The 25,431-nt window shown below is 54.1% G+C and carries 13 protein-coding genes; 4 read left to right on the top strand and 9 right to left on the bottom strand.

Annotated features, from left to right (window positions below; all coding sequences use genetic code 11):
• Positions 1-232 precede the first annotated feature (232 nt).
• Positions 233-1,582 carry an FAD-dependent oxidoreductase gene (locus V4U88_RS21885; RefSeq protein WP_334075384.1) on the bottom strand — a complete coding sequence of 450 codons (1,350 nt, stop codon included), beginning with the start codon at positions 1,580-1,582 and terminating at the stop codon, positions 233-235.
• A gap of 222 nt (positions 1,583-1,804) precedes the next feature.
• On the opposite strand from V4U88_RS21885, the gene V4U88_RS21880 reads away from it, so the two are divergent.
• Both V4U88_RS21880 and V4U88_RS21875 read left to right on the top strand, forming a co-directional pair.
• The gene (locus V4U88_RS21880; RefSeq protein ID WP_334075383.1) at positions 1,805-2,509 is read left to right on the top strand and encodes an N-acetylmannosamine-6-phosphate 2-epimerase; all 705 of its coding nucleotides are present in this window, start codon (positions 1,805-1,807) and stop codon (positions 2,507-2,509) included.
• On the top strand, positions 2,506-3,444 hold the full coding sequence (locus tag V4U88_RS21875) for an ROK family protein (protein ID WP_334075382.1): 939 nt from the start codon (positions 2,506-2,508) through the stop codon (positions 3,442-3,444). Before V4U88_RS21880 ends, V4U88_RS21875 begins: the two co-directional genes overlap by 4 nt.
• Before the next feature lie 56 nt (positions 3,445-3,500).
• On the opposite strand, the gene V4U88_RS21870 is transcribed toward V4U88_RS21875, so the two are convergent.
• Together V4U88_RS21870 and V4U88_RS21865 are read right to left on the bottom strand one after the other, a co-directional pair.
• Complete coding sequence (locus V4U88_RS21870; protein ID WP_334075381.1) at positions 3,501-4,151, bottom strand: DUF1266 domain-containing protein; 651 nt, start codon at positions 4,149-4,151, stop codon at positions 3,501-3,503.
• Between the two features lie 2 nt (positions 4,152-4,153).
• Positions 4,154-6,103: a J domain-containing protein gene (locus V4U88_RS21865; protein ID WP_334075380.1), complete on the bottom strand. Its 1,950-nt coding sequence runs from the start codon at positions 6,101-6,103 to the stop codon at positions 4,154-4,156.
• A gap of 636 nt (positions 6,104-6,739) precedes the next feature.
• Between V4U88_RS21865 and V4U88_RS21860 the strand changes: the two genes are divergently transcribed.
• Positions 6,740-8,662, top strand: coding sequence for a tetratricopeptide repeat protein (locus V4U88_RS21860; protein WP_334075379.1), 1,923 nt, complete (start codon positions 6,740-6,742; stop codon positions 8,660-8,662).
• Positions 8,663-8,726: 64 nt separating this feature from the next.
• On the top strand, positions 8,727-9,329 hold the full coding sequence (locus V4U88_RS21855; RefSeq protein ID WP_334075378.1) for a DUF1266 domain-containing protein: 603 nt from the start codon (positions 8,727-8,729) through the stop codon (positions 9,327-9,329).
• Between the two features lie 61 nt (positions 9,330-9,390).
• Here the strand turns inward: V4U88_RS21855 and V4U88_RS21850 are convergent, their stop codons facing one another.
• The 6 genes from V4U88_RS21850 to V4U88_RS21825 form a co-directional block, all read right to left on the bottom strand.
• Entirely contained in the window at positions 9,391-10,218 is an 828-nt protein-coding gene (locus tag V4U88_RS21850) for a tetratricopeptide repeat protein (RefSeq protein ID WP_334075377.1), read from the bottom strand.
• 41 nt (positions 10,219-10,259) lie between these two features.
• On the bottom strand, positions 10,260-10,448 hold the full coding sequence (locus V4U88_RS21845; RefSeq protein WP_334075376.1) for a hypothetical protein: 189 nt from the start codon (positions 10,446-10,448) through the stop codon (positions 10,260-10,262).
• A gap of 61 nt (positions 10,449-10,509) precedes the next feature.
• Positions 10,510-11,574 (bottom strand): hypothetical protein, encoded by a 1,065-nt coding sequence (locus tag V4U88_RS21840; RefSeq protein ID WP_334075375.1) that lies wholly within the window; start codon positions 11,572-11,574, stop codon positions 10,510-10,512.
• 168 nt (positions 11,575-11,742) lie between these two features.
• Positions 11,743-13,002 (bottom strand): diaminobutyrate--2-oxoglutarate transaminase, encoded by a 1,260-nt coding sequence (ectB, locus tag V4U88_RS21835; RefSeq protein ID WP_334075374.1) that lies wholly within the window; start codon positions 13,000-13,002, stop codon positions 11,743-11,745.
• A 38-nt stretch (positions 13,003-13,040) separates the two neighbouring features.
• Positions 13,041-14,321: an MFS transporter gene (locus V4U88_RS21830; RefSeq protein ID WP_334075373.1), complete on the bottom strand. Its 1,281-nt coding sequence runs from the start codon at positions 14,319-14,321 to the stop codon at positions 13,041-13,043.
• Positions 14,322-14,335: 14 nt separating this feature from the next.
• Positions 14,336-25,408, bottom strand: coding sequence for an amino acid adenylation domain-containing protein (locus V4U88_RS21825; protein ID WP_334075372.1), 11,073 nt, complete (start codon positions 25,406-25,408; stop codon positions 14,336-14,338).
• Positions 25,409-25,431 lie beyond the last annotated feature (23 nt).

Below are 25,431 nucleotides of genomic sequence, written 5' to 3'. Positions count from 1 at the left end.
GCAAAAACTAGCGGAAGTCTAACGGCTGGAGCAGCCGCTATTTTGCGAAAAGTAACCCTTTGGAAATTCTAACGGTCGTGAGAGCCCTTATTTCCCCTGGGTTCCCTCCCTAACGTCCCTAACGGCCAGGTTTATTCGAAATAAGCGCTGTGTTGGCCGTTAGAATTGGAAATCGGCGTTTTTAGGACAAATAACGGCTGTGGCAACCGTTAGAGTAAGAGTAATAATACCCTCAGACCTCCAGGTAAGCCCCCTGCTCCTTCAGCACGCTTTGTACGCGTGCCACGTCAACCTGCTGGACCTCCAGGTTTTGCAGCGCCGCCTGAGCGGCCGCGACCCCGCCCGCATGCCCGATGGCGCCGGTTGTCGGCGTCGTCCGGACGGCGGCCTGGGCTTCGAAGGTGGCCGAGAGGCAGCGGCCGATGACGATGACATTCTTCAGCGTGGGAGTTACGAGGCAACGGTACGGAATGCTGTACATGCCTCCCCATTCCAGCTTCTCGTGCTTGGTCCCCTCGCCGTCGGGGTTATGGATGTCGATCGGATAGCCGGAATGGGCGATCGTGTCCTCAAACTTCTTCTGCGACAAAATATCGGCGGCCGTCAGCGTGTAAAGGCCGATAATCTGCCGGGAGCCGCGGACGCCGATCGATGGGCCCGTCGATTCCACGGTAGCGTTTTCAAAACCGGGAATGTATGTTTTCACGAAATGTTCCAGTTCCCTGCACTGTTTCCGCCCTTCCGTCTCGGCCCGGCTGAGGCTCCAGGCATCCGTACCGTCATGTCCCAGAATCCGCGTCGTATTCAGGATCACTTCGCCGGGCGTATTCGTCTCGAAGAACAGAATATCTTCCCGGGGAATGGAAATTTCGCCCCGTTCTTTCGCCTTTTTAAACAGGCTGACAAAGCCGGCGGTCGACAATCTCGGCGCCTTCTCGATAATCGAGGTATCGCCATTGTAAAGCGGGAAATCCTCCGGATGGGCATGGATATATTCCTTGACCTTCGCGATGTCGACATTGATCATCTTCATTTTCAGCGTCATCGGCTGGGTGGCCCCGTCGCTTTCCCGCCCCTTCGTAAAGGCGGCTCCCGCACGGACGGACAGATCGCCGTCCCCGGTCGCGTCGATAAACACTTTGGCGGACAAGCGGCTTAACCCGGATTTATTGCAAACCGTAATGCCGGTGACCCGTCCATCCTCCGTGTGTACCTCCGCCAGCATCGTGTGGTACAGGATTTGGCCCCCGTTCTCCAGGACCATAGATTCCAGTTCCACCTTCATCGCCTCGGCATCGAACGGAGTGACCGAATACGTAAATCCGACCGTGTCAAAAATATGTCCCGGCGATTTGCCCACCCTCTTCAGCCTTTCGATCAGCTCATCGGTTAAGCCTTGAATGGCTTGCTTCTCCCCGGCATGAAAGGTCATCATCGGGCCGACTCCGTTGGCGGTCAAGGTCCCTCCCAAATAACCCTGGGATTCCACAATCAGCGTGTTCGCGCCCGATTTGGCCGCCGCTACCGCGGCCATCGTCCCGGAGATGCCGCCGCCCATTACTATGACGTCAAAAGACTCCATCCTGCATTTCCTCCTTATTTGTGGTTTTGGCTGTTTCTTGTGTTCTAAAGTAGCAGAACCAAATCGACTTGTAAATGATTTTGTTTATTTTTTTCTAAATATCCGTTAAATTAGAAAATAATTTTCTTTACATGTAAGGTATATGTTTTTATACTGGAAAATAGATCGATGTATGCGTTTTATTTTTTTTGGAATCCAACTAAAGGAGCCAGGGAATGGAGTATGGAGAAACTACTGGAGCAATTGAAAGGACAGTTGATCGTATCCTGTCAGGCTTATCCGGGAGAGGCGCTGTACGGCAGCCATATTATGACGGCTATGGCGAATGCCGCCAAGGATGGAGGGGCTGCGGCCATCCGGGCCAACTCGCCGCAGGATGTGGCGGCGATTAAAGAAGGCTGCGGCCTGCCGGTAATCGGAATCTGGAAGCGGAGCTATCCCGGCTCGGACGTGTATATCACGCCCTGCCTGTCCGATGCGGAGCTGATTTTTGCGGCCGGGGCAGATATCGTCGCCGTGGATGCCACGGGGCGGGAGCGGCCCGGGGGCGAATCGCTGGAAGGCCTCGTGTCCGGGATCCGGCGGCGGCCGGGACGGCTGCTGATGGCCGATGTCTCGACCGTGGAAGAAGGGATCGCCGCCGCCGCGCTCGGCTTCGATCTGATCTCCACGACGCTGTCCGGCTACACGCCTTACAGCCCGAAGAACGAAGGGCCGGACTTCCGGCTGGTGACGGAGCTGGCGTCCGCCGTGCGGGTTCCGGTCGTCGCCGAGGGCCGGATCCACAGCCCCGAAGAGGCCGCCGAGGCCTTCCGGGCGGGAGCCTTCGCCGTGGTCGTCGGCACGGCGATTACCCGGCCGCACACGGTGACGGAGCAGTTCGTCCGCGCCATACGGGGGGCCGGACCGGCCGGTGACGGCCGATGAGCCGGACGCGCGGAGCGATCGGCATCGATCTCGGCGGCACCGGCATCAAGTCGGCGCTGATCGGCACGGACGGCGGCGTCCGGCATTTCCGCACCGTGCCGACGGAGGCCGCGCGGGGCAGGGATGCCCTTCTGGCGAAGCTGTCCGGCCTCATCGGAGAGCTTCGCCGGACCGCCGCGCAGGAGGGGATGGATCTGCTGGGCATCGGCGTCGGGACGGCCGGGACGGTCGATACGGCCGGGACGGTCGCCTATGCGACGGAGCATCTGCCCGGCTGGACGGGAACGCCGCTGCGCGAGCTGCTTGAGCGGGAGACCGGACTTCCGGTCGCGGTGATGAACGATGTCCATGCCATCGCCCGGGGCGAGCAATGGAAAGGCGCCGCGCAGGGTCTCCCGAGCTTCGTCTGCGTCGCCCTCGGTACGGGAATTGGAGGCTGCATCGTGAGAGACGGCACCATGTTTACGGGGGACGACGGCTATGCGGGCGGCTTCGGCCACCATATCGTCGCCATGGGCGGCCTTCCCTGCACCTGCGGCAACCGCGGCTGCTGGGAGAACTACGCCTCCGTGACCGGGCTTAAAACGTTGATGCGCGAACAAGAAGCTCCGGACCTCTGGCTCCGGGACCCGAGGCAGCTGTTCGTGGAAGCCCGCGCGGGGAGCGCGCAGGCGCTTGATCTTGTCGACCGGTATGCGGAGCGGATCGCGGTCGGTCTCGCCAATCTGGCGCATACGCTCAACTCGCGCCGGTTCCTCCTCGCCGGGGCCATCACGGCCCAGGGCGATTTCCTGCTGGAACGGATCGGCGGGCACCTTCGCCGCATCGTGATGCCCGTCTATTGGGGCGACGGGATATTCCTCCACGCCGCCGCGCTGGGCGAGCACGCGGGCGTGGTCGGTGCGGCGTCCGCCGTGGCCGGAATGTCGGATTGAAGATTACGCAAACAAGCTGACGGGATAGAAGTTCCCGTCAGCTTGTTTTTATTCGGCTAAAAATGCAGTTTCACTTGAACCAAGGGGCTGTCGATGACATTCAGCAGTCTTCTCAGCCGCCCCTGCGCATCTCTCACATAAAATGAAGGATCGTCGATGGCGTAAAACTCCAGCCCTACGGCAAAGCTCATGCAATAATCATGCCAATCCTCATAACGATTTCTGGCGAGCTCGACAGCCTCGCCCACAAAGCTCCAGGCCTCCTCGCTTGTCAGCCATTTCAACTGTTCCGCCATAAGCGACTTGAGCACAATGAAGGAACAGTCGTACCCCGTTAATCCGCCGGAAGGCATCCGGCGCAAATAATGGTTCACGACCGCCATCTTGTGCCGAATCAGCGGGTCCGAACCGGACTCGATGCGGCGGAGCCGTTCCGCTTCGGGAAGCAAAATCAATTCTTGATGCATATTATCGAATTCGTCGCGGAGCCCTACGGACATCTGCCATTCGATATGCTGCCTCAGTTGCTCCGGCGTGTCGATATGATGCTGCTCCGACAGAATCTTTTTATTGTTGATGGTGCCAAGATACATTTTCTCGGGATGCGCAATATAATATTCCGCGCTCGGCCCCATATTAATGAAGGAAAGCATGGCATGCGCCAACGGCTTCCACTTTCTGCGCATTTCTTCCACTGTGAGCACCATGTTTACGCCTCCCCCCTCCTGCCTGAGGACCCGTCATACAACAGGAAACGTTTGTTTTTAACGATATTCTTCATGAGCCGGACATACAGCAAGACTAAGACCAGGATGTAGAACCATGCGATAACGGGAATTTCCGGGCGCAGAACGCCCCCTTCCAAACCGTCCCTGATATTGATGTAAAAATCCTGCAGGGATATCGTACCGTAGTTTCCCTTTTTCGCCCAGTTGTCCTTGAACGCTTTTAATTCGGGAGAAGAAATTTCCCGCACAATCCCTTCCGCCTCAATCGAGCCATTCTCAAAAATCTGTTTGCTCTGCTTGTAATCGGTAAGCAAGATGACGGACATCTCACCCACCCGCCCCCGGCAAATATATCCTGTTAACCGATCGAACAGGTCTCGTTGCTCCGCTTCGTTTTGAGCCATATAGGAAATCAGGTTGTTGCCGTCTTTATCCTTCTCCTTCAGTTCCAGCTCCAACGTGCCGGTGTAGAAAGCTTTGGATATGTTCAAACGCACCGGGCTTCCCGGAGGCAGCTGTTCCAACTCGTCCGCCTTTGTAACCAAGGGCGCCTCAGGAGGGTCAACCATCTGGTTCATATACGTCCAAACCGGCATTTGCACATGTTTATTCCAAGTGATGGCCAATAAAGTATGCAGCACCAGGATCAGGGCCAGGCTCATCCATTTCATGAGCAGCAGGTGCCCGAATCTCTGAAGCGTCTTGGCCGGGGAGTGCTTTCCCCATTCGCGCTGAATCTGCCGCATTTGGCTCCGGCGACCCTTGTTTGACTTGGGAAGGCGTTGAATAAATCCATCGATTTTAGCCAAATTGATGACGGCTTCCATGTCATTCTCGCGCAGCTCCAGCATTCGCGTGTAAAACCGGCGGGCCTGATCCGGCTCCTTCAAACGCATGCAGCACTGCCCCGATAAAGATAATACCTCCGGATCATCGGGTCTGAGCCGCCGAAGTCGGTCCAGTTCCTCCCTGGCTTCCTCCAGGTGATCCATCTGCAAAAGAAAACCCGTCCGGATCATGCGCATTTCCAAATCATCGGGAAAAATTCTTAGAATGTCATCGCATGCCGGCAGTGCCTTCTCCCAGTCTTCGACCTCCCGGTAAAACTCAATTTGCAAACGAAGGATTTGCGTGTCTTTGTCAAAAATTTCGCGTGCCTTTTCCAAGGCCCACCTAGCATCCTCCATCTTATGATTCTGCATGGCCAGGGCGAAATCTTCCCGGTAGAGAAGATAGGCTTCAGGATCGTCCACATTTTCCGCGGCCAACAGATCGGCATAACCGAGCTTGGCCGCAAGCGACCCTCTAACCATATAGTTAGAAATTTTGGGATATTCCTCCCGAAAACCGGCGGGGTCAAGCCCCATCTTCTCTTTGATCCCGAAAGTGCCGTCAAGCAAGACCCATACTTCGCCGGACAGAAAATAATGGTCCTCCAGATAATCCAGCACCTCGTCCGTCAGCCGTCCCTGGCTGCCCAAACGCCAAAGGACATTATTATTCAGAAGCTCGGTCCAACGCGAAAGATCGAATCTGGACGTGAAATCCTGGTACAATTGATCCAGCTCTTCCATAAATTCTTCAACGAGTTCCACCGGCGTCTTCTCGGGAAGCAGGTCCTCCGGTTCCCAGTGGAGTTTCCTGAGAGCACGGGAAAGAGGCGGTGTCAGGGCATCCTCCTCCGCTTCACTCCCTTGATCAGCATCTTCTTCGGTATCTTCCTCATCGTCCTCCACGAATCCGATACTGGCCTCGACCGCGGAAAAACCTTGTTTGACGAGCTTCATCGCCTCGTCGAACGCTTCCCTAAGGCGTTGATAGCCCTCCGGATCATCCTCGGGATGGTGCTTTTTCAGCATCCGGGCGTAAGCTCTGCGGATCTGCTTCTCGTCCTCCGTCGGAGGAAGATCCAGGATAGTCCATATATTCAAGCCGGAGCCCACCACCTGATGTCATATTTGTCGAATCTCTTTTGATGAATAGCTATTTTTATTATCGACAAAGTGCCCTTGGGTTTTTAATGCCGGTCCGTCCGTTGCTTTCCGGCGAAGGAATGTAACTAACAATCCTAAAATTGGCCTCCGATAAATGTATTAATCAGAACTAGGCAGGTTGAACTAATTGATTTGCCTATTAGACAGCGGGGTGAAGGGTTCTTTTCAAACTCTTGGCCTACAGCTCATGGTTTGGTTCAATTAAAGGGAATTCTTCCCGTTAATTCGGTGCTTATGCCGCTGCAGGGGCGATTTAGCTGGAAAACCTCCCGCTAATCCGCCTGAAATTGTGGATATCGGCCATTGGGCCAGGAAATAGATGGAGCTTTTCCAGCTAAATCCGGCTCAAGGGCCAAGAGCGGTGCATTAACGGGAGGTTTTCCCGTTAGTGTGTAGACGCCGACGGTGACGCTTCATATCTACAATTGTTGAAGTCGGTCCAACGTATTTCCGAAACCATTTCACATTTGCTAACGCCAATTCCTTAGTTCAACCTATCTAGATTTCGCTTGGAAGGTGGATCGCTTTTAGATGACCATTTGGGAACGGTTGGGGCTTCCCCCAACTACGGATATGAAAGCTATTAAACGCGCGTACGCCCGGCAGCTCAAAGTTTACCATCCGGAGGATGACCCCACCGGGTATCAAACCTTGCGGGAGGCTTTTGACGCCGCCTTGGTTTATGCCAAAAAAGGAGTGCCGCCCGAAACTGCAGACAACAATGTGGATTGGGCAGAAGCGGAAACTGCGCCTCCCCCGGAGGCAGACCTCGTCCTTCCAAAAATACGCCTGATGAATCCGGAAGCGGACCCGGACGACAACTTGAATCGGGAACCGGACCTCGTCCTTCCAAAAATACGCCTGATGAACCCGGAAGCGGACCCGGACGACAACTTGAATCGGGAACCGGACCTCGTCCTTCCAAAAATACGCCTGATGGAAATGCCTCCCGTTGCGGAAGTCGATCCGGCCGAAGCGAATTTTCGAGCCGTCGCGGAATGGATAGGTCTCGCGGCCGCCCTGTACGATGACTTCCCTTCACGGATATCGGCAGTGAAGTGGGAGGAGCTTCTTCACTCCGAAACAGTGTGGAATCTGGACACCGCCTCCGTTGTCAGCGCACAGTTATTATCGCTTTTGCAGACGCGCCGCTATCTGCCGACCGAAGTCTGGCGAATGCTCGAGAAGAGTTTCGGCTGGCTCCGCATGATGGAAGCATCGGACGAGTACGACCCTGACCTCCATGCCGATTCCTTTCTGCTCTTTTATCAAAGGCAGCTTCAATCGGGTTTCCGTTTCGATTCGCTTCTCCGGGCGGAGAATGTCGATATAGACCGGTTTTTGGAACTTCGGGATCTCGGGCATCAAGCTCTGGTCATGGACCAAATATCGCAAGCTGAACGACATCTGCAAAGTGCCTATACCCTTTTTGCCGATGATCCCGACCTGCTCAGGCTGCTGGGGGAGTGTTGTTTTCGCAAAAACTACTACAAAAAAGCGTTGGATTACTTCAACCGGTTGATTGAGATCATGCCTGAAGAAATCGACGGGTATTTGTATCGTGCCAAATTGCTGCACTATAAACGGGACTATGCTCAATTGCTGGAGGAATGTAACTCCATCCTTTCCCGCTGGCCGGAACATGAGCAAGCCCGTCTGCTAATGGCTCGCGCCTGCCTGGCACTTGGCCAAAAAGCGGAAGGAACAGCCTTGCTTCAAAGCGCAGCGGAAGTCCATCATCCCGCTGCCAGGATTCAATCCATTCCGGATCGGACCAAATGGAGGCGGTTCGTAAACCGCAAAATATTAACCGGTTTTGTCTTAGCCCTGACGGCCCATTTGCTTCTGATCGGCCTGCTCATTTCGTATTGGAACGCGGCCAATGCCAGAATACCGAAAAGCGTAAAAGATCTCCAGGATCCGAACCTTATAAGCGATCAAAGGTATATTGAACTGCCGAATTTGGATCTAAAAAACCTGGAGGTGGGAGAGTATGTCCTAGACGATCAACGCGTTTTCGAATACAAACCCTATGCCTTTCTTCGTTTTGATCAATACGGGGATCCTGACCGTTACATATATCTCGGGGAAATTTCGGGAATGCCCATCATTTTCTTATCCGAGACACCGCTTGAGCTTGCAAAGGAAAAGCGCCAAACGCCGCTAAGAGGATACTTGCATAAAACCGAGCCCGATTTGGGCTTGGCGGTCGCTCAAAGTCTTCATTGGGAGTCTCTTTCTCCTTCCGACACCGTGATAGGGAGAGTGGAAGCTTATTCACGAAGCCTGAACGGCCTCGATGCCAAAGCGGCCGATAAGCTTCCGCCTTCCGAGCTTGACCCCATCGTCGAAACGTATTTCGAAGTCAGAGGACCGATGGCCGAAACGCCGTTTAACAGACAGCTCGTCTTCCAGCTTGGAATCCTGGTTTTTCTAGGGGTTATCGGCGTATACAAAACGGTATTTGAATATATAAGAATTCGCCGGATTCGATAAATTTGCGAAAGGAGCATACTGGAGAATGTTACGGCAATGGGACAGATTATCATTTTACGATTCTATGACTTATACGCTGTTTAATACTGGACTTTCTTTCAATAAAGGGATAGATAGCTATCGCCATATCCAAACATGCCCCTCTCAAGCGATCACCGACTTCATGCTCCTTCATGGCATTAAAAATGAAGAAACCTTCGATCACTTTCTGAACTGGCTGCACCATAAGGGTTATCGGCATGACTTTAACAACTATGCCCGGCTGCTTTCCACTCTATCTCATCCTGCACGTCAACAATATATGGAAACGGTGGGGGAGGAACATAAGAATAAGTCCAGGCTGTATTGTGTCCATACCTTCATGGATGTATTGGCACCCTCCCATATCGCTGCCTATGACTATGCGCTAATGGTAGCCATATTTCGGATGGGGGTCCGTGTCAAATTCATGACTCGAAAATCCGCTCGTTCCTTCAGTACGCAAATCGCTGAGGTTGTGCAAAAAATGTACGTGAACTGGAGTGAATTCCATGCCGCTTGTATTGCCGGGGCTTATTTTTCCGCTTCCCCGGCCGACCTGGCGGCGCTCACCAGCAAATACTCTCTGGATTTGCTTATAGCAACCCGCCATACTCCGCTGATTGAATGGGATTTCAAACTATCTTGATCAGCGATTGGCGGGCGGATACTTAAAAAGCGGCTGCCTCTTTCGGGGCAGCCGCTTGAATTTACTGATATCTCTTAAGTTCGGGATGCCTAATGTAAAACAGTTCTTTATAATTAAGCTCCCCTTTTTCCGGCTGGTAATCCAACCCAAAAGCCTGTATATTCTTCTTCACATTTTCTACGTACTTATCTACGTCTTCCTCAAAAACATCTAAATCAATTTCGGGAATGATTCGGTAAATGATGAATTCGGTATCATGTTGTTCTTCCATCTCTTGATATTTCTCATACAATCGGATTCCTTCGGGAGTTACGGGTTCGTTCGGCAAGCGCTTGTTGCCGGCGGAATATTTTTGGGCTAACGGGTGCATCGCGGCGATCGACTCGGATATCTTTTTTGATGAAAGCGTCCCGCCCTTTTTTAACTCTTCCTTAATCTGTTCCCATTCGGCATCCAGCTCCAGCATATCTCCGTAGAACTCCTTGATTTGCCTGGTCTCCAAAACCCCCAAAAGTCTTTGGTAACTTTCGTTCGGTGTATGAGGCGCCAGTTCCTTGGCCCGTTCAAATAACTCCAGGGCTTCATCCAATCGATTCTTCTTAAAAGCCGCATTCCCTTCCCGGATCAGGTCGGCGGTCAAATGCATAATCTCCTCGGCCTGTTCCTTCTTCTCCCGGGTCTGCAGGTTTTCCGGGTCCATGCGAAGAACCTCGGCATACACCTCGACCGCCTGTTCAAAATCCCGCTCACGCAAAAGATTGTCGCCTTGCGCAATCGGTCTATCCTCTTCGTTGCGATCAACAGGTGGTGTGTTATTACTCGGGAAAAAAACGAGCAGAAAAAAGAATCCTACCAGATAAATGATAGCCCAGTGCCATTTCATTTTCATGCCCTTGACGAGTCTCCTTCAACTTAACAAGATTTCCCGATCTATTTGCGCCGCTGCTTCGTCATCCGCATATACATCACGATGGCGGCAATCATCATGGCGATAAAACCGATGTTTTTGGCCATCTCGGGCGCCAGACCGAACAGCAGGCACAGATTGCTTACGAGCGAATTCGTCAGCAACGCAACCAGAATCAGCATCACCGGTCGCCAAACATTGTATCCTCTCAAATGAATGCCCCCTGAAAAGTTATTAAAGGTTATTATATCACGCCGATCCGTCGGCCGCCTTTTAACTTGATGAAATATCGGTAATGGTCCACTTCCCGCTGTCCCCGGTTCCTTCCTTAGTCAATCGGAAAGCAGCCTTATGCTGTCTCCCGTTCTCATCCTTCCATTTCAGTGTGGCGGTCGCGTCCGTGTCGTCCTCTTTCACGTCCAAGGCGCTCCCTTCCTCCTCCAGGTCCAATATCAAGTTTTGCATAACGCTGTAATCCACTTGAGGCCCGGCCTTGTCGGGGTTCTTGCTGCAGTACCGGCACAGCTCCGCCCGGCGCGAGGCAACATTCTGCGGCGGCTGCTCGTCGATTATGCCTAAGGCCAAATATTCCTCGACAACTTCCTCCGGACTCGCCGGATAATCGGGCAAATTCACGGACGTATCGGCATGTATAAACTCCCCTTTTTGGAGCTTATAAGTGCGGGTTACTTCATAATATAATACGTCATAGCTATAGCGGCGCTGCTCATAACAGTCGAAACGGCCGTTATTGTCGGTGTCCAATAAGACATCCTCGCCGGCACCGGTTGCCGAGGCGCTGTAGGCGATATTTTCCGGAATGCCCCCTTCCAAATCGAACAAGCTGAAACCGGTCATGCTGGCCCAGTTGGTAAGCCCCAGGAAGATTACTTTGTCTTCCCTCCCCTCCAATTGAATGAGCTTGATTTCTTCGACGCTGTAACCGCCCGAATTCAGGTTGTCCCCCAACTGGACAATTTGGCCGTCCCGGTTTTTGAGCACATAGATATCTGTCAAATCGTCCTCGGAAGGGCCGTAGGCCACTACCGCCTCTTCCAGCCCATCCCGGTCCAAATCCTCCTTTTCAAAAAAGAACAATTCCAGGTTTGCCCCAAGCCCCTTCTCTTTAATGAATTTTTTGAACAGCGGGGTGGAGTCGGGTTCGCCCGCTCCTTCCTTGGCTTCCGCACCGTTCGGCAAAGGCGCCTCCGTCCTCTGCACCGGTTCTGCGTTCGCCTGAGCGCCGACGTTCGCATTGTTGCCCGGAGCCGCTTTGGAACAGCCGACCAAAGCGGCCAGAGCCAAAATGGAAACCATCCGCCCGAATTTTGTCATCATCGTATGTACATCTCCTATCCTGTCTGTCTTGTCAAACTAGCCTCCTTCTCTGTTTTAACAGATTTTCCCGGCGCATGCCATAAGGACCGGTTCCGCCATCGTACGATGCTTCCCGCCAACGTCACAAAAGTAACAAGCCGGGGTCCAGTGGACCCCGGCTCTCGCTGCTTAAAGGCTATACGAATAACAAGCTTTGCTGATCGACTCTTTGATCGTCTCGCACCCGCGCTTCAAATTATCCATACTGATCGTCAGCGGAGGCATAATCTTGATCACCGTATCATTCCGGCCGGCTCTTTCCAGAATGAGGCCGTCCTTAAAGCAATTTCTGGCAATCTCCCCTGCCGCCTCCTCGCCCAGCACTGCGACGTCAATTCCCCAAATCAATCCGATGCCGCGGATATAAATACCGGGGGCCAGCGGTTCGATTTCATTTTTCAAATATTGGGCGACAAAGGCCTCCTTCTCCCGAACCTGCTCCCCGAGCCTCTCCGCCGCTCTGAATTCCAGCGCGGCTTTGGCCGTAACGAAGGCCAATTGATTGCCCCGGAATGTCCCGTTATGCTCTCCCGGACTCCAAATATCCAGCTCCGGTCTGATCAGCAGCAAAGACATCGGCAATCCGTACCCGCTAATCGATTTGGACAAAATGACGATATCGGGCACGATTCCCGCACGTTCAAAGGAGAAAAACGGGCCGGTTCTGCCGCAGCCGACCTGAATGTCGTCGACAATCAACAGGATATCGTGGTCGTCGCAAAGCTGGCGCAGGTTTTGGAGCCACTCGATTCCGGCCACATTGATCCCGCCCTCCGCCTGAACGGTTTCCAGAATAATCGCCGCGGGTTTGGCCGTCCCGGAATGCGTATCCGTCAGAAGCCGCTCCATGTAACGGATCGTATCCAAGCCTTCAACCGACGCTTCGTAAGGAATAAAAGTAACGTGGCTAAGCGGAAGTCCCGCACTTTCCCGCATCGAATTGCTGCTGGTGATGGACAGGCTCCCCAGGGACATCCCGTGGAATCCGCCCATAAAGGCAAAGACGCCGGTTCTGCCCTTGACCTTTCGAGCCAGCTTCAATGCGGCCTCGACCGCGTTTGTCCCCGTAGGTCCGCAAAATTGCAGTTTATAGTCCAGGGCTCGTGGCTGGAGAATATGCTCCGAGAACGAGAGAATAAAGTCTTCCTTTGCCTTGGTATACATATCGAGTCCATGCATAATCCGGTCTTGGGAGACATACTCCAAAATTTTGGCCTTCATGTATTCGTTGTTATGTCCGTAATTAAGTGCGCCCGCGCCCGCAAAGAAATCGATATAGCTCTCCCCCGTCTCCGAATACAATTGATCGCCCTTCGCTTTATCAAAGATGACCGGGAAGCTTCTGCAATAAGACCTAACGTTGGACTCCAGGACTTCGAATGCTTTCATTTTTCATTCCTCCTCGGTTTTTTCCGTTCTATGAAATGTCAGGCTTCGTGTGCTTCCACAACCCTAATGGGCTCCGGCTCCTTGCCTTGGGTAAAAAACTCCCTCAAGTCCCGGTTGCGGTGGGCCAATATGCCGACCGCAAGCATTCCGACGCCCGATATCACCGTAATGTAGTACCAGTCCACGATCTCCAGAAGAGCTCCGTAAACCCACATCCCGACGGGCACAGCGATCGTCGTTACCGTGCTCACTACCCCTAAAATACTGGCTCTGATCCGCTCGGGGATATAAAGCTGAACATAAGAGAGCATGGGGATATTTCCCATCGTGTTCAAGGCCCCGGTAAACGACAAGACGATCATAAAACCGGCCATAAGCAGCGCTGTCGCACTCTTTTCGAAAATCGACCATTCCGGAAACATCCACAGGATGATCATTAAAGCTTGGCACTGGATGAGAATGAATATTTTGTTGGTGATAAACCGGTTTACCGCCGGCAGCGACACGAGAATGGCTCCAATAATGACGCCGACCGCCAGAGCCGCTTCGATAAAGGATAACTGCTGCGGAGACATATCCAGCGCCTGATAAACGATAAACGGCAGGATCAGGGAAACCGCAGGCCCGATCACAAAGTTGATAAAGACGAAGATCATCAGCAAATACTTGATTGCAGCGCGCTGCCGAATATATCCGTAAACCTCCTTCAAGCTTTCGAAATAAGGCTTCGACTCCTCGCTCTCGGCTTTGCGGGACGAGAACCGCAGCATCAAATTAAGAAACCCGGATAGTATGAACGCGGCCCCCTCGATCAAAAAAATCCGCTCCAACCCGAATTGACTGTAAGCCGCCGCCCCCAGCACCGGCCCTAATATCCCGATTAGGGCACCGATGCTTTGCGTGCTGGAGTTGACCGTCGCCACCCGCTCAGGGGCCACGATATTCGGAATGGACGAGTTAATCGTCAGGGTAAACAGCGCTTGGAGTGCGCTTAGGATCACGGCGTAAACGACGAACAGCCAAATGCTGTCATGATAAAAATGAAACATGAACATGAGCAGCAGAATGGAAATTCCGCACAGGAAATCGGAAATGACCAATATCCGTTTTTTGCTGCGGCTGCGGTCGACGAGGACACCTGCGACCATATTGACGATGATGCCGGGAATATAGGTAAAACTCAATACAAGCGCGAACATACTCGATGATCCGGTGAGATCTAAAATGTACAGACTAAGCGCAAAGCGAAAAATGGATGTCCCCAGCTCAGTAATAAGCCTGCTGAGACTGAAGATTACAATGTTTTTGGAATCTCTCATATGGTTAACACCTTTCAGTCGTGCAGAGTATAACCCTTCATTTGTTTTCCGGCGGCCTCATCAAGCATGTTCCGCACCTTGTTCGAATCCTCCGCGACAGGAAGGATCAGCGATACGCAAATCTGGTCTGCCCTGTGCCAGGCCATAAAGAGAATCCGATTCGGATCATCGCAGTTCACACCGTCCCCGTCCAGGTAGTCCAATTCCGTATCCTCTCCAAGCTCCCCAAGATAATTGAAATTGACAGGCATCTCATGATGGGCAGCGGCCAAACGGATGCCCGCGTCGGTGAAACCCGGATCGCTCGACTCGTTATACAGCAAATTCGCAAAATGGATGTTATGATCGGAAACCAGCTTCAGTTTCTGTTTGATCGCCTCGGCCTGCTTGTCCATGTCCACTTCACAGTCCAGCAGCACCGGGATATAATCGACGCACTCGCCCACGAGCTCATAGAAAGATTGATCCCCGTACTGTCTGCCGAAGTGCGTCATCCACATCGGAATCCGCTTCATATTGAAATAAGAACCGAAGAACCTCGCAAAGATCCCCAGGGCTGTTATCCATATGTCTTCGGCCTCATGGGCGGAACCCGCTTGTGAATCTATGCTTATGGAATGGTTAACGACGGTCGTATTTAACGACTCTCCATCGCCGATATTCCGCAGCCGCATACTAACAGCCACCTCTTTGGCCGCCACAACGAAGGACGGAATGTCAAACAGCGCATTGAAGCGCTCCGCCGCTAACCCTTCCGGCCCTCTGCAGATCCGTTCGATAAAGTCCGTAAACATCGCATGCGTTTTTCCCGTTTCGGCGCTTTTCCCTTGGCTCAGCAGCTCATACCGTTCGATGACCCGATTTCGAAGTACCTCATTGCTCATATAATCAAAGATCGTGTGGGAAAACGGAAGCAGCAGGATATATTCCTTTACGTTCTGCTTGACCAGCAATACCCGGTACATCAAGGGATCCCGGCTTGTGTAAGGCTCGATAAAGAACTTGTCCATCAGGGACTTGAGAATACCGCGCTGCGTGCCGGGTTCGAAATGGGAAATATCCATCCACGGCAATTCAAGCCGTTCCGGACCCTCGTGCAGCCGCCAAAATCCTTCTCCGGCATTCGCCGCCTCCACAAATACGCTTCGCATCACCTCCTCTAAAGATACAATTTGCTGCAGCGCCTCACTCAGCAATTCCGGCTGAATGGCCTTGTTCCACTTCACCATCGTTCCCGAGACGTCTTTATGTTGGAAATGATACATTTGGGACGGTGAAATTTTGTAATCCCTAACTACCCGTTGGTCCGTAATTCCCTTGGCGTACTCGGCCTGCATCCTGGCGATGGATTCCAGCCGGTTAGCTACCCAAGCCGGGCCTGCCGTTTGCCGTAAATTCATTCGTTCCATCCATGCTTCCCGGCTCATGCTCAGGTTCAGGGTTTGGGCAGCCCGATCCTCGGCCTCCGCAATGTAATGCGGATGCAGGCGCTCATCAATCAGGCTGACGATCAGTCGCTCCGCTTCGTGCTTCAGGGTTTCGTCCAGCCCGTCGATGTGAACGACTTGATACTCCTTTTCTTCAACGGAATACGTCCGCCATTGGCAGGACCGCCCCAACTCTGCGCCAAGCCATTGCTCCGCCGCCCGGACATCCGCGATGCGATCCCGATCCCCGGACATTACCGCACGGTTTGACCGTATTCCGTAAGCCGCCAATTCCGCCGGAGTTTGATGGGCGAAAACCTGGTTGATACTCAGCTTCCAGCCAAGATCAGCCAGCCTCGTCACCATTTGCATCGCTTTTAACGAATGTCCGCCTAACTCAAAGAAGTTGCTGTGGACGCTAATGCGGTCGATCCCCAAAATTTCCGACCAGACCTGGACGATTGTGGCCTCAACCCCGTCTCTCGGCGGCGTGTACTCCACCTCGTTCCCGTCGTATTCCGGCTCGGGGAGCGCCTTGCGATCGACTTTGCCGTTTACATTCAGCGGGAGCTGCTCCATGAAGACGAAGACGGAGGGGATCATATAGTCGGGCAGCAGCCGGGCCAGATACTCCTTAAGAGCCGGACCGGTCAATTCCACCTCGGCCGAAACATAGGCGCATAGGAACTTATTTGACACATCCCCTTGATCCTTTACCAGCACGACCGTCTCTTTGACCGACGGGTGACCGAGAAGCAGGTTTTCAATCTCGCCGATTTCCACCCGGAACCCCCGGATCTTCACCTGATGATCCAGTCTTCCGATAAACTCGATCGTTCCGTCCGGAAGCCATTTCGCCGCATCTCCGGTCCGGTAAACCCGATCTCCCGGAACAAAAGGATTGGGGATGAATTTTTGCGCCGTTAAGGCTTCATTGTTTATATATCCCCGGGCGACCCCGTCTCCACCGACCCAGAGTTCCCCGGGAACTCCGACCGGATTCAAATTGCCGTATTTATCGACGATGTAGGCCGTTGAATTGCTGATCGGGGGACCGATCGGCACGCTTTTCTCGTAAGCTCGCTCGATCGTGAAGCAGCAGGAGAACGTCGTATTCTCCGTAGGCCCGTATCCGTTCACCAGAATCAGATGCTCGGCATGCTCTCTGACCAACTGAATATGTTTCGGAGAGAGGACATCTCCGCCGACGATTAAGTAACTGACGGAGCTAAACATATCCGGATTATGCTGGGCAAACTGGGTAAACAGCGGCGATGTCAACCATAAGGCCGTAATATGGTGCTTACGCAGCGCCGTTTCCAGATGCTCCGGATCCAGCAGCGTAAATTTGTCGACCAGGTACAGTCTGGCTCCGTTCAACAGCGCCCCCCAAATATCAAACACGCTGACATCGAATACCGGGGCCGCCGTTTGCAAAACGCGGTCCTCTTTCGTAAACCGCACATAATTCGTATTTTTGACCAATCTGGCCACGCCGAGATGCTCGACCATGACCCCCTTGGGCATTCCGGTGGACCCCGATGTATACATCACATATGCAAGGTGGTTGGCGCCGGTCTCATGCCAAAGATTCGGAGCGCTGTAGTCATCCAACTGCCGATGATCCACTACGACGACTTCCGCTTCTTGAACAGCGCGGTCCGCATAACAGCTTCGGGCGAGGAGCCAGCGGGCTCCGCTGTTCCGGAAGAAATACTCCACCCGCTCTTTCGGATGGTCGGGATCGATCGGAAGATAAGCGCCTCCCGCCTTCAGGATTGCCAGCATCCCGATGATCATCTCCAGGGTGCGATCGCCCATGATCGCCACGACGCGATCCGGGCCGACCCCTTTGGCGCGAAGCGTTCGCGCAAGCTGGTTGGCCTTGGCGTTGAGCTCGGCGTAAGTCAGCTCCGTCCCGTCGCAAACGAGCGCGATTCGTTTCGAATGACGGCTGGCCTGTTCCTCGAACAGCTCGTGAATCGTTTGGCGGGGGTACACCGTCTTGGTGTTGTTAAAATCAACCACAATCCGGCGGCGTTCTTCCTGGAGCAGCATGCTGATCTGCGACAGCCTGATCTCCAAGTTCGCCGTAACGGTACGCAGGATCTGGAGGTAATGGGCCATCATCCGCTCCACCGTGTCTTTCCTGAACAACCTGCGGGCATATTCGACATCCAGGCGGATTCGCGTCCCCTCCTCGGCCGCCGTTACCATCAAGTCGAACTTGGACGCGCCGTTGTCGAACGGGTAAGGCTCTATAACCAGTCCTTCGAGCCGGATTTCCCCCACACCGACGTTGTCCACCGCGAACATGGTGTCAAACAGCGGATTGCGGCTGATATCCCGTTGAAGATTCAGCTTCTCGAGCAGATCCTCGTATTGAACCTGTTGATGCTCAAACGCCTCCAGGGAAAGCTCTTTGACCTCTTCCAAATAGGCGAGAAACGGCTTGTTCCCCTCGGGTTGCGTGCGGATCGCGAGCGTATTGACGAACATGCCTATGACGTTTTCCAGTTCTTTATGCGCCCGGCCCGCGGTCGGGGTGCCTACGATAATATCCTCCTGATTTGCGTATTTCGAGAGCAGAATGTGATATGCCGCCAGGAGGAACATGTACATTGTGGTTCCCGTCCGGGCGGCGGCATCCAGAATCCGGACGCTTAAATCGCTGTCGATTTCCAGGGAGAGGGCGTCCCCCTCAAAGCTTTGGAGTTGCGGCCGCGGTTCATCCGTAGGCAGATTCAGAACCGGCAATTCACCGGCGAACCGTTCCAGCCAATACTTCTCTTGCTTCGCGTAGGCTTCCGTCCGGAGCATATCGAATTGCCATGCCGCGTAATCCTTGTATTCAATCCGCTCTGGCTTCGCATCCGCCGTTTCACCACGGTACAACAGGCCTAACTCTTCAACCAGAAGGCGGATCGATGCTCCGTCGGAAACGATATGATGGATGTCGATCATCAGAATATGCTTGTCATGCCGGAGCTTCGCCAGTCCTACGCGGATCAGCGGGGCCGCTTGTAAATCGAACGGCTGCACGAATTGCCGCAGAGCTTCCCGAATAAACTGGGGATCGTCCGGGATTTCCAGGTTCTGAATGGCGAAGGGAACCTCTGAATGCACCTTCTGTACCAATTCCCCTGCGCGGATGTGGAACGACGTCCTGAAAGCCTCATGTCGGCGAATTAAACCGATAAACGCCTGCTGCAGCCGCGAGCGGTCCAGACTCCCCGACAACTGCAAGGCAAATGGCATATTGTAAGCCGTTCCAGCCCCCTCCAGCTCATTCAGAATCAGCAAGCGTTTCTGCGCGGACGAAACCGGATAATACGCCTGTTCCGGAACGCGTGCAATCGAGCTGTAGCCCATCGGCTCCATCGCGTCCACGGCCGCCGCCATTCGTTCCAGCGTCGGGTGATGAAACACCCCGCTCAACGGAAAATCGACGCGCAGGCTTTCCTGGATATGCGCCGCAAGCGTTGCCGCCTTCAGCGAGTGCCCGCCCAACTCGAAGAAATGGCTGAATGCCCCGATGCCGGTGACCCCCAATACATCCGACCACAGCCCGGCAAGTTTCCGTTCGGTTTCGCTGCGGGGCGGCACATCATGATCCCCTGGCGCGGCGGTAAAGTCGGGCTGAGGCAGCGCGCGGCGATCGATTTTTCCGTTGGAGGTTAGCGGGATGCTGTCCAAAGCGACGTAGTGGACCGGAATCATATATTCCGGCAGCTCCCGAGCCAAGCCTTCGCGAACTTCGCGAACGGTCCATTCCCGCAACGTTGTGAAATAGGCGCATAGTTCCTTTTCCTGCTTCGGATTCATTACGACCGCGACAACCGCTTCCCCGATTCCCTCCTGCTTCAGGAGCACCTTCTCGATTTCGCCCAATTCAATGCGATAGCCGCGGATTTTGACCTGTTCATCCAGGCGGCCCAAGTATTCCAGATTGCCGTCCGGCAGCCATCTCGCCAGGTCCCCGGTTCTGTACATTCTTTCGCCCGGATAGAAAGGATCCGCCGTAAACTTCTCCGCCGTGAGCTCCGGCCGGTTCAAATACCCCCGGGCCAGGCTGTCTCCGGCGATGCACAGCTCTCCGGGAACCCCGATCGGAAGCAGCTTGTTATGGACGTCCAGAATATAAACCCGAACATTGTCAATCGGTTTGCCGATCGGAATATTGTCGTAATGGCCGTCCACCTTAAAGGCCGTGGTGACGATCGTATTCTCCGTAGGCCCGTAGTTGTTCACAAGCTCATAGGATCCGGGACGGTAGGACTTCAGCTTGTCCCCTCCGGTAATCAAGACGCGCAGCGAACCGCTCCCAAGCTGGATAAACTGTTCGCAGATGGCCGTGGGCAGGAAGCTGACGGTGACGCCGGTTCTCTCGAAATAATCCGCGAGCCGCGGCACGTCGTACCGGATCTCCTCCGGAATAACGTGCAGTTCTCCGCCGGACAGCAGCGGCGGGAATATTTCCCACACCGAGGCGTCAAACCCGAATCCGGCGTATTTGGTGCATCTATCCTCCGCCGTCAACCTGTAGTAAGTCCGGTACCACTCCGTCATATTCATCAGGGAGCGGTGCTCGATCATTACGCCTTTCGGTTTCCCGGTCGACCCCGAGGTATAGATGATATACGCCAAATCGGAGGCGGAACCGGGAACCGGCGCCAGCAGCGGTTCTTGTAAGGAATAAGGCTCCCGCAGCGCCAGCGCATCCCCCAGATCGACCTTGGGGATAGCTATGTTCCAGTCTTTGGGCTGCAACAGCCGGTTTTTGGTGAGCAGCAGCCCCGCCCCGCTGTCCTCCAACATATAAGCGATGCGTTCGGCCGGATACTCGTGGTCAATCGGGAGATACGCCCCGCCCGTTTTCAGCACCGCAAGCACCGCCACGATCATCTCGGCGGAATGTTCCACCAGGATGGCCGTAATTTGCCCCGGCTTGACGCCGTTGGCCCGAAGGAGAGACGCAAGACGGTCGGCCTTCAGGTCCAATTCCCGGTAAGTCAAACGCTGATCTTTGAATACGACCGCCGTATGGTCCGGGGTCCGCTTCGCCTGTTCGGTAAAACACTCGTGTACAGTGCGGTTTACCGCGATTTTTTTCTTGGAACCATTAAACTGCTCTAGAACCTGCCGCCTTTCCTCCTGCGGCAGCCATTCGATCTCCGCCAACGGAATCTTCCGGTTCGCCGCAATCGCACGCAAAACCTCAACATAATGCTTCAGCAGCCGCGTGATCGTTGAAGCTTTGAATAGCCTAGCCGCGTATTCCGCATCCACGATCATTCCTTGCCCCTTGTCCACGACCGTCACCGTCAGATCAAACTTGGACATGCGGCCGTCCCAGGAGGAAGAGCGGGCGGCAAGCCCGTCAAAGGCAACCTCTTCGATGTCGAGATTCTGCAGCGTAAACACCGTATCGAACAAAGGATTGCGGCTTAAATCGCGTTTTAGCCCAAGCTTCTCGACCAGATCTTCATACTGATATTCTTGATGTTCAAAAGCTTGGAGCGCCGTTTGCTTCACTTCACCCAGAAAACGGTCAAACGGCATTTCCGCTTCCGGCTTGACGCGCAAAGCCAGCGTATTGACAAACATACCGACCGTATGAAGCACATCCGCGTGCGGCCTGCCAGCTGTCGGTGAACCGATAACGATATCTTCCTGGGTGGAATATTTCGACAACAATATGCCGTAAGCGGCGAGCAGAACCATGTACAAAGTGGCTCCCGTTTCACTCGCCAGCTGTTTCAACCGGGACGCCAGCTCTTCGTCAATTTCCTCGGAAATAAACGCGCCTTCGAAATTCTGAATTTGCGGCCGCGGGTAGTCGGTCGGGAAATGAAGCACGGGAAGCTCACCGGCGAATTGTTCGAGCCAGTACCGCTCCTGCTCCTGCAGCGCCCCGGAAGCAGACAGCCCGTTTTGCCAGACGGCAAAATCTTTATATTGAATCCGCGGAGCCTTCCGGACAGTCTGTACGGCCGCTCCGTCTTCCTTGCCGAGACCGTTGTACAGCTCACTGAGCTCCTTCACAATGACGCCGATGGATGCTCCGTCAGCCGCGATGTGGTGGATATCAAAGATCAACGCATGCTGTTCTTCCTGAAGTTGAGCAAACCCGACCCGAAGCAACGGCGCCGCCCCGAGATCGAACGGAGTAACGAAGGAATCGACCAGGTCCTCCGGTTTCTGATCCGGCTTTACCTGCAAACGTGTTACGGCAAACGGCACGCTCTCGTGCACCCGTTGAACCGGCTCGCCCTGATGGAAGGCAAAGGAGGTGCGCAGCGCTTCATGGCGGGCAATCAACGTTTGAAACGCCCGTTCCAGCCGGTCGACGTCTAGTTTCCCTTCGAGCCGCATGACAAAAGGCATATTATAAGCGGTGTCCATCCCCGCCATCCCATTCAAAATAAACAGCCGTTTCTGCGCGGAGGATACCGGGTAAAACTCCGCGGTTGGGGCGGGCTCGATCGCGGCATAATCCGCTTGTCGATTGCCGCCGAGCCTTACAGCCATGTCGGCGAGCACCGGCGCCTGGAAGATCTCCGCCAGCGGCAGTTGAATTTGGAACTGTTTCTTCACTTCCGTAACCAGCTTTAGCGCCGACAAAGAATGACCGCCGAGTTCAAAGAAATGATCGTTTGCGCCGACGGCGGGCAGATCCAACACCAACTCCCAGATCTCCGCCAATTTCCGCTCGGTCTCGGTCCGAGGCGCAATAAAGGAATTCCCGGAATATGCGGCGTGTTCCTCCGGTTCGGGCAGCGCCTGCCGGTTGACTTTGCCGTTCGACGTCAACGGGAGCGAATCCAGAAACACCCAGTGGGCTGGAATCATGTACTCGGGAAGGTGGTTTGACAGATATCGCTTCATTTCGTCCGCACCCAGCCCATTCTCCCCGACCAGATAAGCGCACAGCGATTTGTTGCCTTCCCCTTTATCCCATACAGTAACCACGGCTTCCTTCACGCCCCGATGCATCTGGATCCGGCTTTCGACTTCCCCGGTTTCAATGCGGAACCCCCTGATCTTCACCTGATGGTCCATCCGGCCGATGAAATCAATCGTCCCTTCCGGGAGCCAGCTGGCGGTATCCCCCGTTCGATAAATGCGCTCTCCTTCCGCGAAAGGGCTGGCGATGAACTTCTCCGCAGTTAAAGCCTCATTGTTGATGTATCCGCGAGCGACTCCGTCGCCGCCAACCCATAGTTCTCCCGGAACCCCGACGGGGCATAACTGTCCGTAGAGGTCGACGATATATGCCGTGGAATGGGCGATCGGGCCGCCGATCGGGATGCGAGCATCCTCCAGCGAGCGGATCGTATGGCAGCAGGAGAACGTCGTATTCTCCGTCGGCCCGTATCCGTTGATGATCGTCGTCTCTGAACAGTGCTCGGCGACCCTTTTGATATGCTTGGGTGAAAGAGCGTCTCCCCCGACAATCAGATGACGAAGCGGCTCGAACAGGTCCGGCTGCAGTTGGGCCAGTTGATTAAACAGCGGGGAGGTCAGCCACATCGTCGTGATTTCGTATTCGCGAAGCGCTTCACCCAGCCGCTGCGGATCCAGGATCGCGGTTTTGTCGATAATATAAAGCTCCAGGCCGTTCAGCAGCGCGCCCCATATTTCAAACGTGCAGGCGTCGAATACGGGAGCTCCCGTCTGCAGGATGCGCCCCCCGGGTTGAAAGGGAACGTAGTCCGTGTTCCGGACAAGCCGCACCACATTCTGATGTTGGATCATTACCCCTTTAGGACGCCCCGTTGAACCGGACGTGTACATGACGTAAGCCAAGTTTCCGGGCGTCGGATTCCCTGCCTCCGTACAAGCTAGACCTTGATCCGGCTGACGAGGGTCCAAGGAAGACTCTTCTTCCGTTTGCTCGAGAAGAATCATCTCCACTCCGTCCGCCTGCTTGTCGGCATAACACTTCGGCGAGACGATCCACTTCGCCTGACTGTCGCTCAGCATGTACGCGATGCGGTCATCCGGATATTCCGGATCGAGGGGCAGATAAGCGCCGCCGGCTTTCAAAATGCCCAGCATGCCCACCACCGTTTCCACGGACCGATCGCCGATGATACCCACGATCCTGTCCGGACCGACCCCTCTGCTTCTCAATCGGGATGCAAGCCGGTCGGCTCGTGCGTTTAACTCCCCGTACGTAAGTCTAATATTGGGGCTGACGACAGCCGTCTGTCCGGGGATCCGTTCGGCCTGACGCTCGAACAATTGCACCACGGTTTGATCGCGCGGGTACTCGCCTGCCGTGTTGTTGAATTGGTGCAGGATTTGCTTTTGCTCCTCGTCCGTGAGGATAGATATATCCCGGATCGCCGCGTCCGCCTTGCGGCTGATCTGTGTCAGTACCTGCTCGAAATGCCGGAACAAACGGTCCATCGCGGCTTCCTCATAACGGGAAGCATTGTACTTGAATTTGACCTCGAGCCCGTCGTTCGGCATCAGGATCAGGTTGAAATCATAATGCGTCTGCTCGAAGTCCTCCAGGTCGGTCATCGTGAAGGGGCTGTCCATGTCGTCCTGCGAATCCGCGCTGACCGGATAGTTTTGAAACGCATAAATATGTTGAATCAGATTGTGCTTCTTGAATGTAAGGGATTGAATTTCCGCGAGCGGGTAAAAATCGTAGTTTTGCGTCTCCAGGGAGGATTGCTGCACTTGTTGAATTAATGAAGAGAACGGCTGATGGCCCTGGAAGGAAATCCGGATCGGAACCGTATTGATAAACAGCCCGACCATGTCCTCCACTCCCTCCACTTCGGCCGGCCGACCGGAGGTGACGGAACCGAAGACCACATCCTCGGTTCCGTTATAACGTCCCAATAGCAGAGCCCACGCCGATTGGAGTACGGTATTCAAGGTAACTTGATGGGTTATGGCCAATTGCTCCAGTCTTAGAGCCGTCTCCTCGCTTATTTTATAGCTGCGATCGACCTGAACGAAGCCGCGATCCCGATCACACCGGCTTCTTATGCCGAAGGATGGCAGTTCGATCTCGGAGTCGTAGCTTCGTAAATAATCGGCCCAGTAGGAACGGGCTTCCTCGCGGTTTTGCCGATCCAGCCACTGGATGTATCTGGAGAAGGGAGGAGCCTCCTCCAAAGACAAGGATTGGCCCCGGCTCAGTGCCTTGTACACCTCGAACAACTCCTGAACGATCGTCTTCAAGCACCAACCGTCCATAATAATATGGTGATAGCTCCAAATCAGCTTATATCGCCGATCATCCGTTTGCAGTACGGCTGCGCGGAGCAGCAAATCCTTGGCCAAATCAAAGTCTTTCTTCTGATCCGCCTGAATGAAACGCTGGATATACCGCTCCCGCTCCGCTTCGCCCAAATGGGACAAATTTTCGTAAAAGACGGACATGACCCGTTTTTTAAATACAATCTGTTTCGGGTTTTTCATATTTTCATGCAGAAAATTCAGCCTTAACACATCGTACTTCTCGATAAGCGCGTTAAAACTTCTTTCCAGCAATCCAACATCCAGCTGTCCCGAGACGGTACAGGAAAACTGTTCAAAATAGGCCGAAGACTCCGGATTTAAATAGGAATGGAACAACATTCCCTCTTGCATCGGCGTTAAGTTGAATACCCCCGAGATCGACAGCTTTTCGCTCATGACCATCTCTCCCTGAATTCAGT

This window comes from Paenibacillus sp. A14 (assembly GCF_036864815.1).
GTDB classification, from domain to species: domain Bacteria; phylum Bacillota; class Bacilli; order Paenibacillales; family Paenibacillaceae; genus Fontibacillus; species Fontibacillus sanfengchensis.
Note: the sequence above shows the minus strand (reverse complement) of the source record. Positions and strands in the feature narration are given on the sequence as shown.

Excerpts from the sequence above, each read along its gene's own strand:
- V4U88_RS21855 (WP_334075378.1), top strand. The coding sequence starts at position 8,727 with ATGACTTATACGCTGTTTAATACTGGACTTTCTTTCAATAAAGGGATA.
- V4U88_RS21885 (WP_334075384.1), bottom strand. The coding sequence starts at position 1,582 with ATGGAGTCTTTTGACGTCATAGTAATGGGCGGCGGCATCTCCGGGACG.
- V4U88_RS21830 (WP_334075373.1), bottom strand. The coding sequence starts at position 14,321 with ATGAGAGATTCCAAAAACATTGTAATCTTCAGTCTCAGCAGGCTTATT.
- V4U88_RS21825 (WP_334075372.1), bottom strand. The coding sequence starts at position 25,408 with ATGAGCGAAAAGCTGTCGATCTCGGGGGTATTCAACTTAACGCCGATG.
- V4U88_RS21870 (WP_334075381.1), bottom strand. The coding sequence starts at position 4,151 with ATGGTGCTCACAGTGGAAGAAATGCGCAGAAAGTGGAAGCCGTTGGCG.
- V4U88_RS21875 (WP_334075382.1), top strand. The coding sequence starts at position 2,506 with ATGAGCCGGACGCGCGGAGCGATCGGCATCGATCTCGGCGGCACCGGC.
- V4U88_RS21860 (WP_334075379.1), top strand. The coding sequence starts at position 6,740 with ATGAAAGCTATTAAACGCGCGTACGCCCGGCAGCTCAAAGTTTACCAT.
- V4U88_RS21880 (WP_334075383.1), top strand. The coding sequence starts at position 1,805 with ATGGAGAAACTACTGGAGCAATTGAAAGGACAGTTGATCGTATCCTGT.
- V4U88_RS21840 (WP_334075375.1), bottom strand. The coding sequence starts at position 11,574 with ATGATGACAAAATTCGGGCGGATGGTTTCCATTTTGGCTCTGGCCGCT.
- ectB (WP_334075374.1), bottom strand. The coding sequence starts at position 13,002 with ATGAAAGCATTCGAAGTCCTGGAGTCCAACGTTAGGTCTTATTGCAGA.
- V4U88_RS21850 (WP_334075377.1), bottom strand. The coding sequence starts at position 10,218 with ATGAAAATGAAATGGCACTGGGCTATCATTTATCTGGTAGGATTCTTT.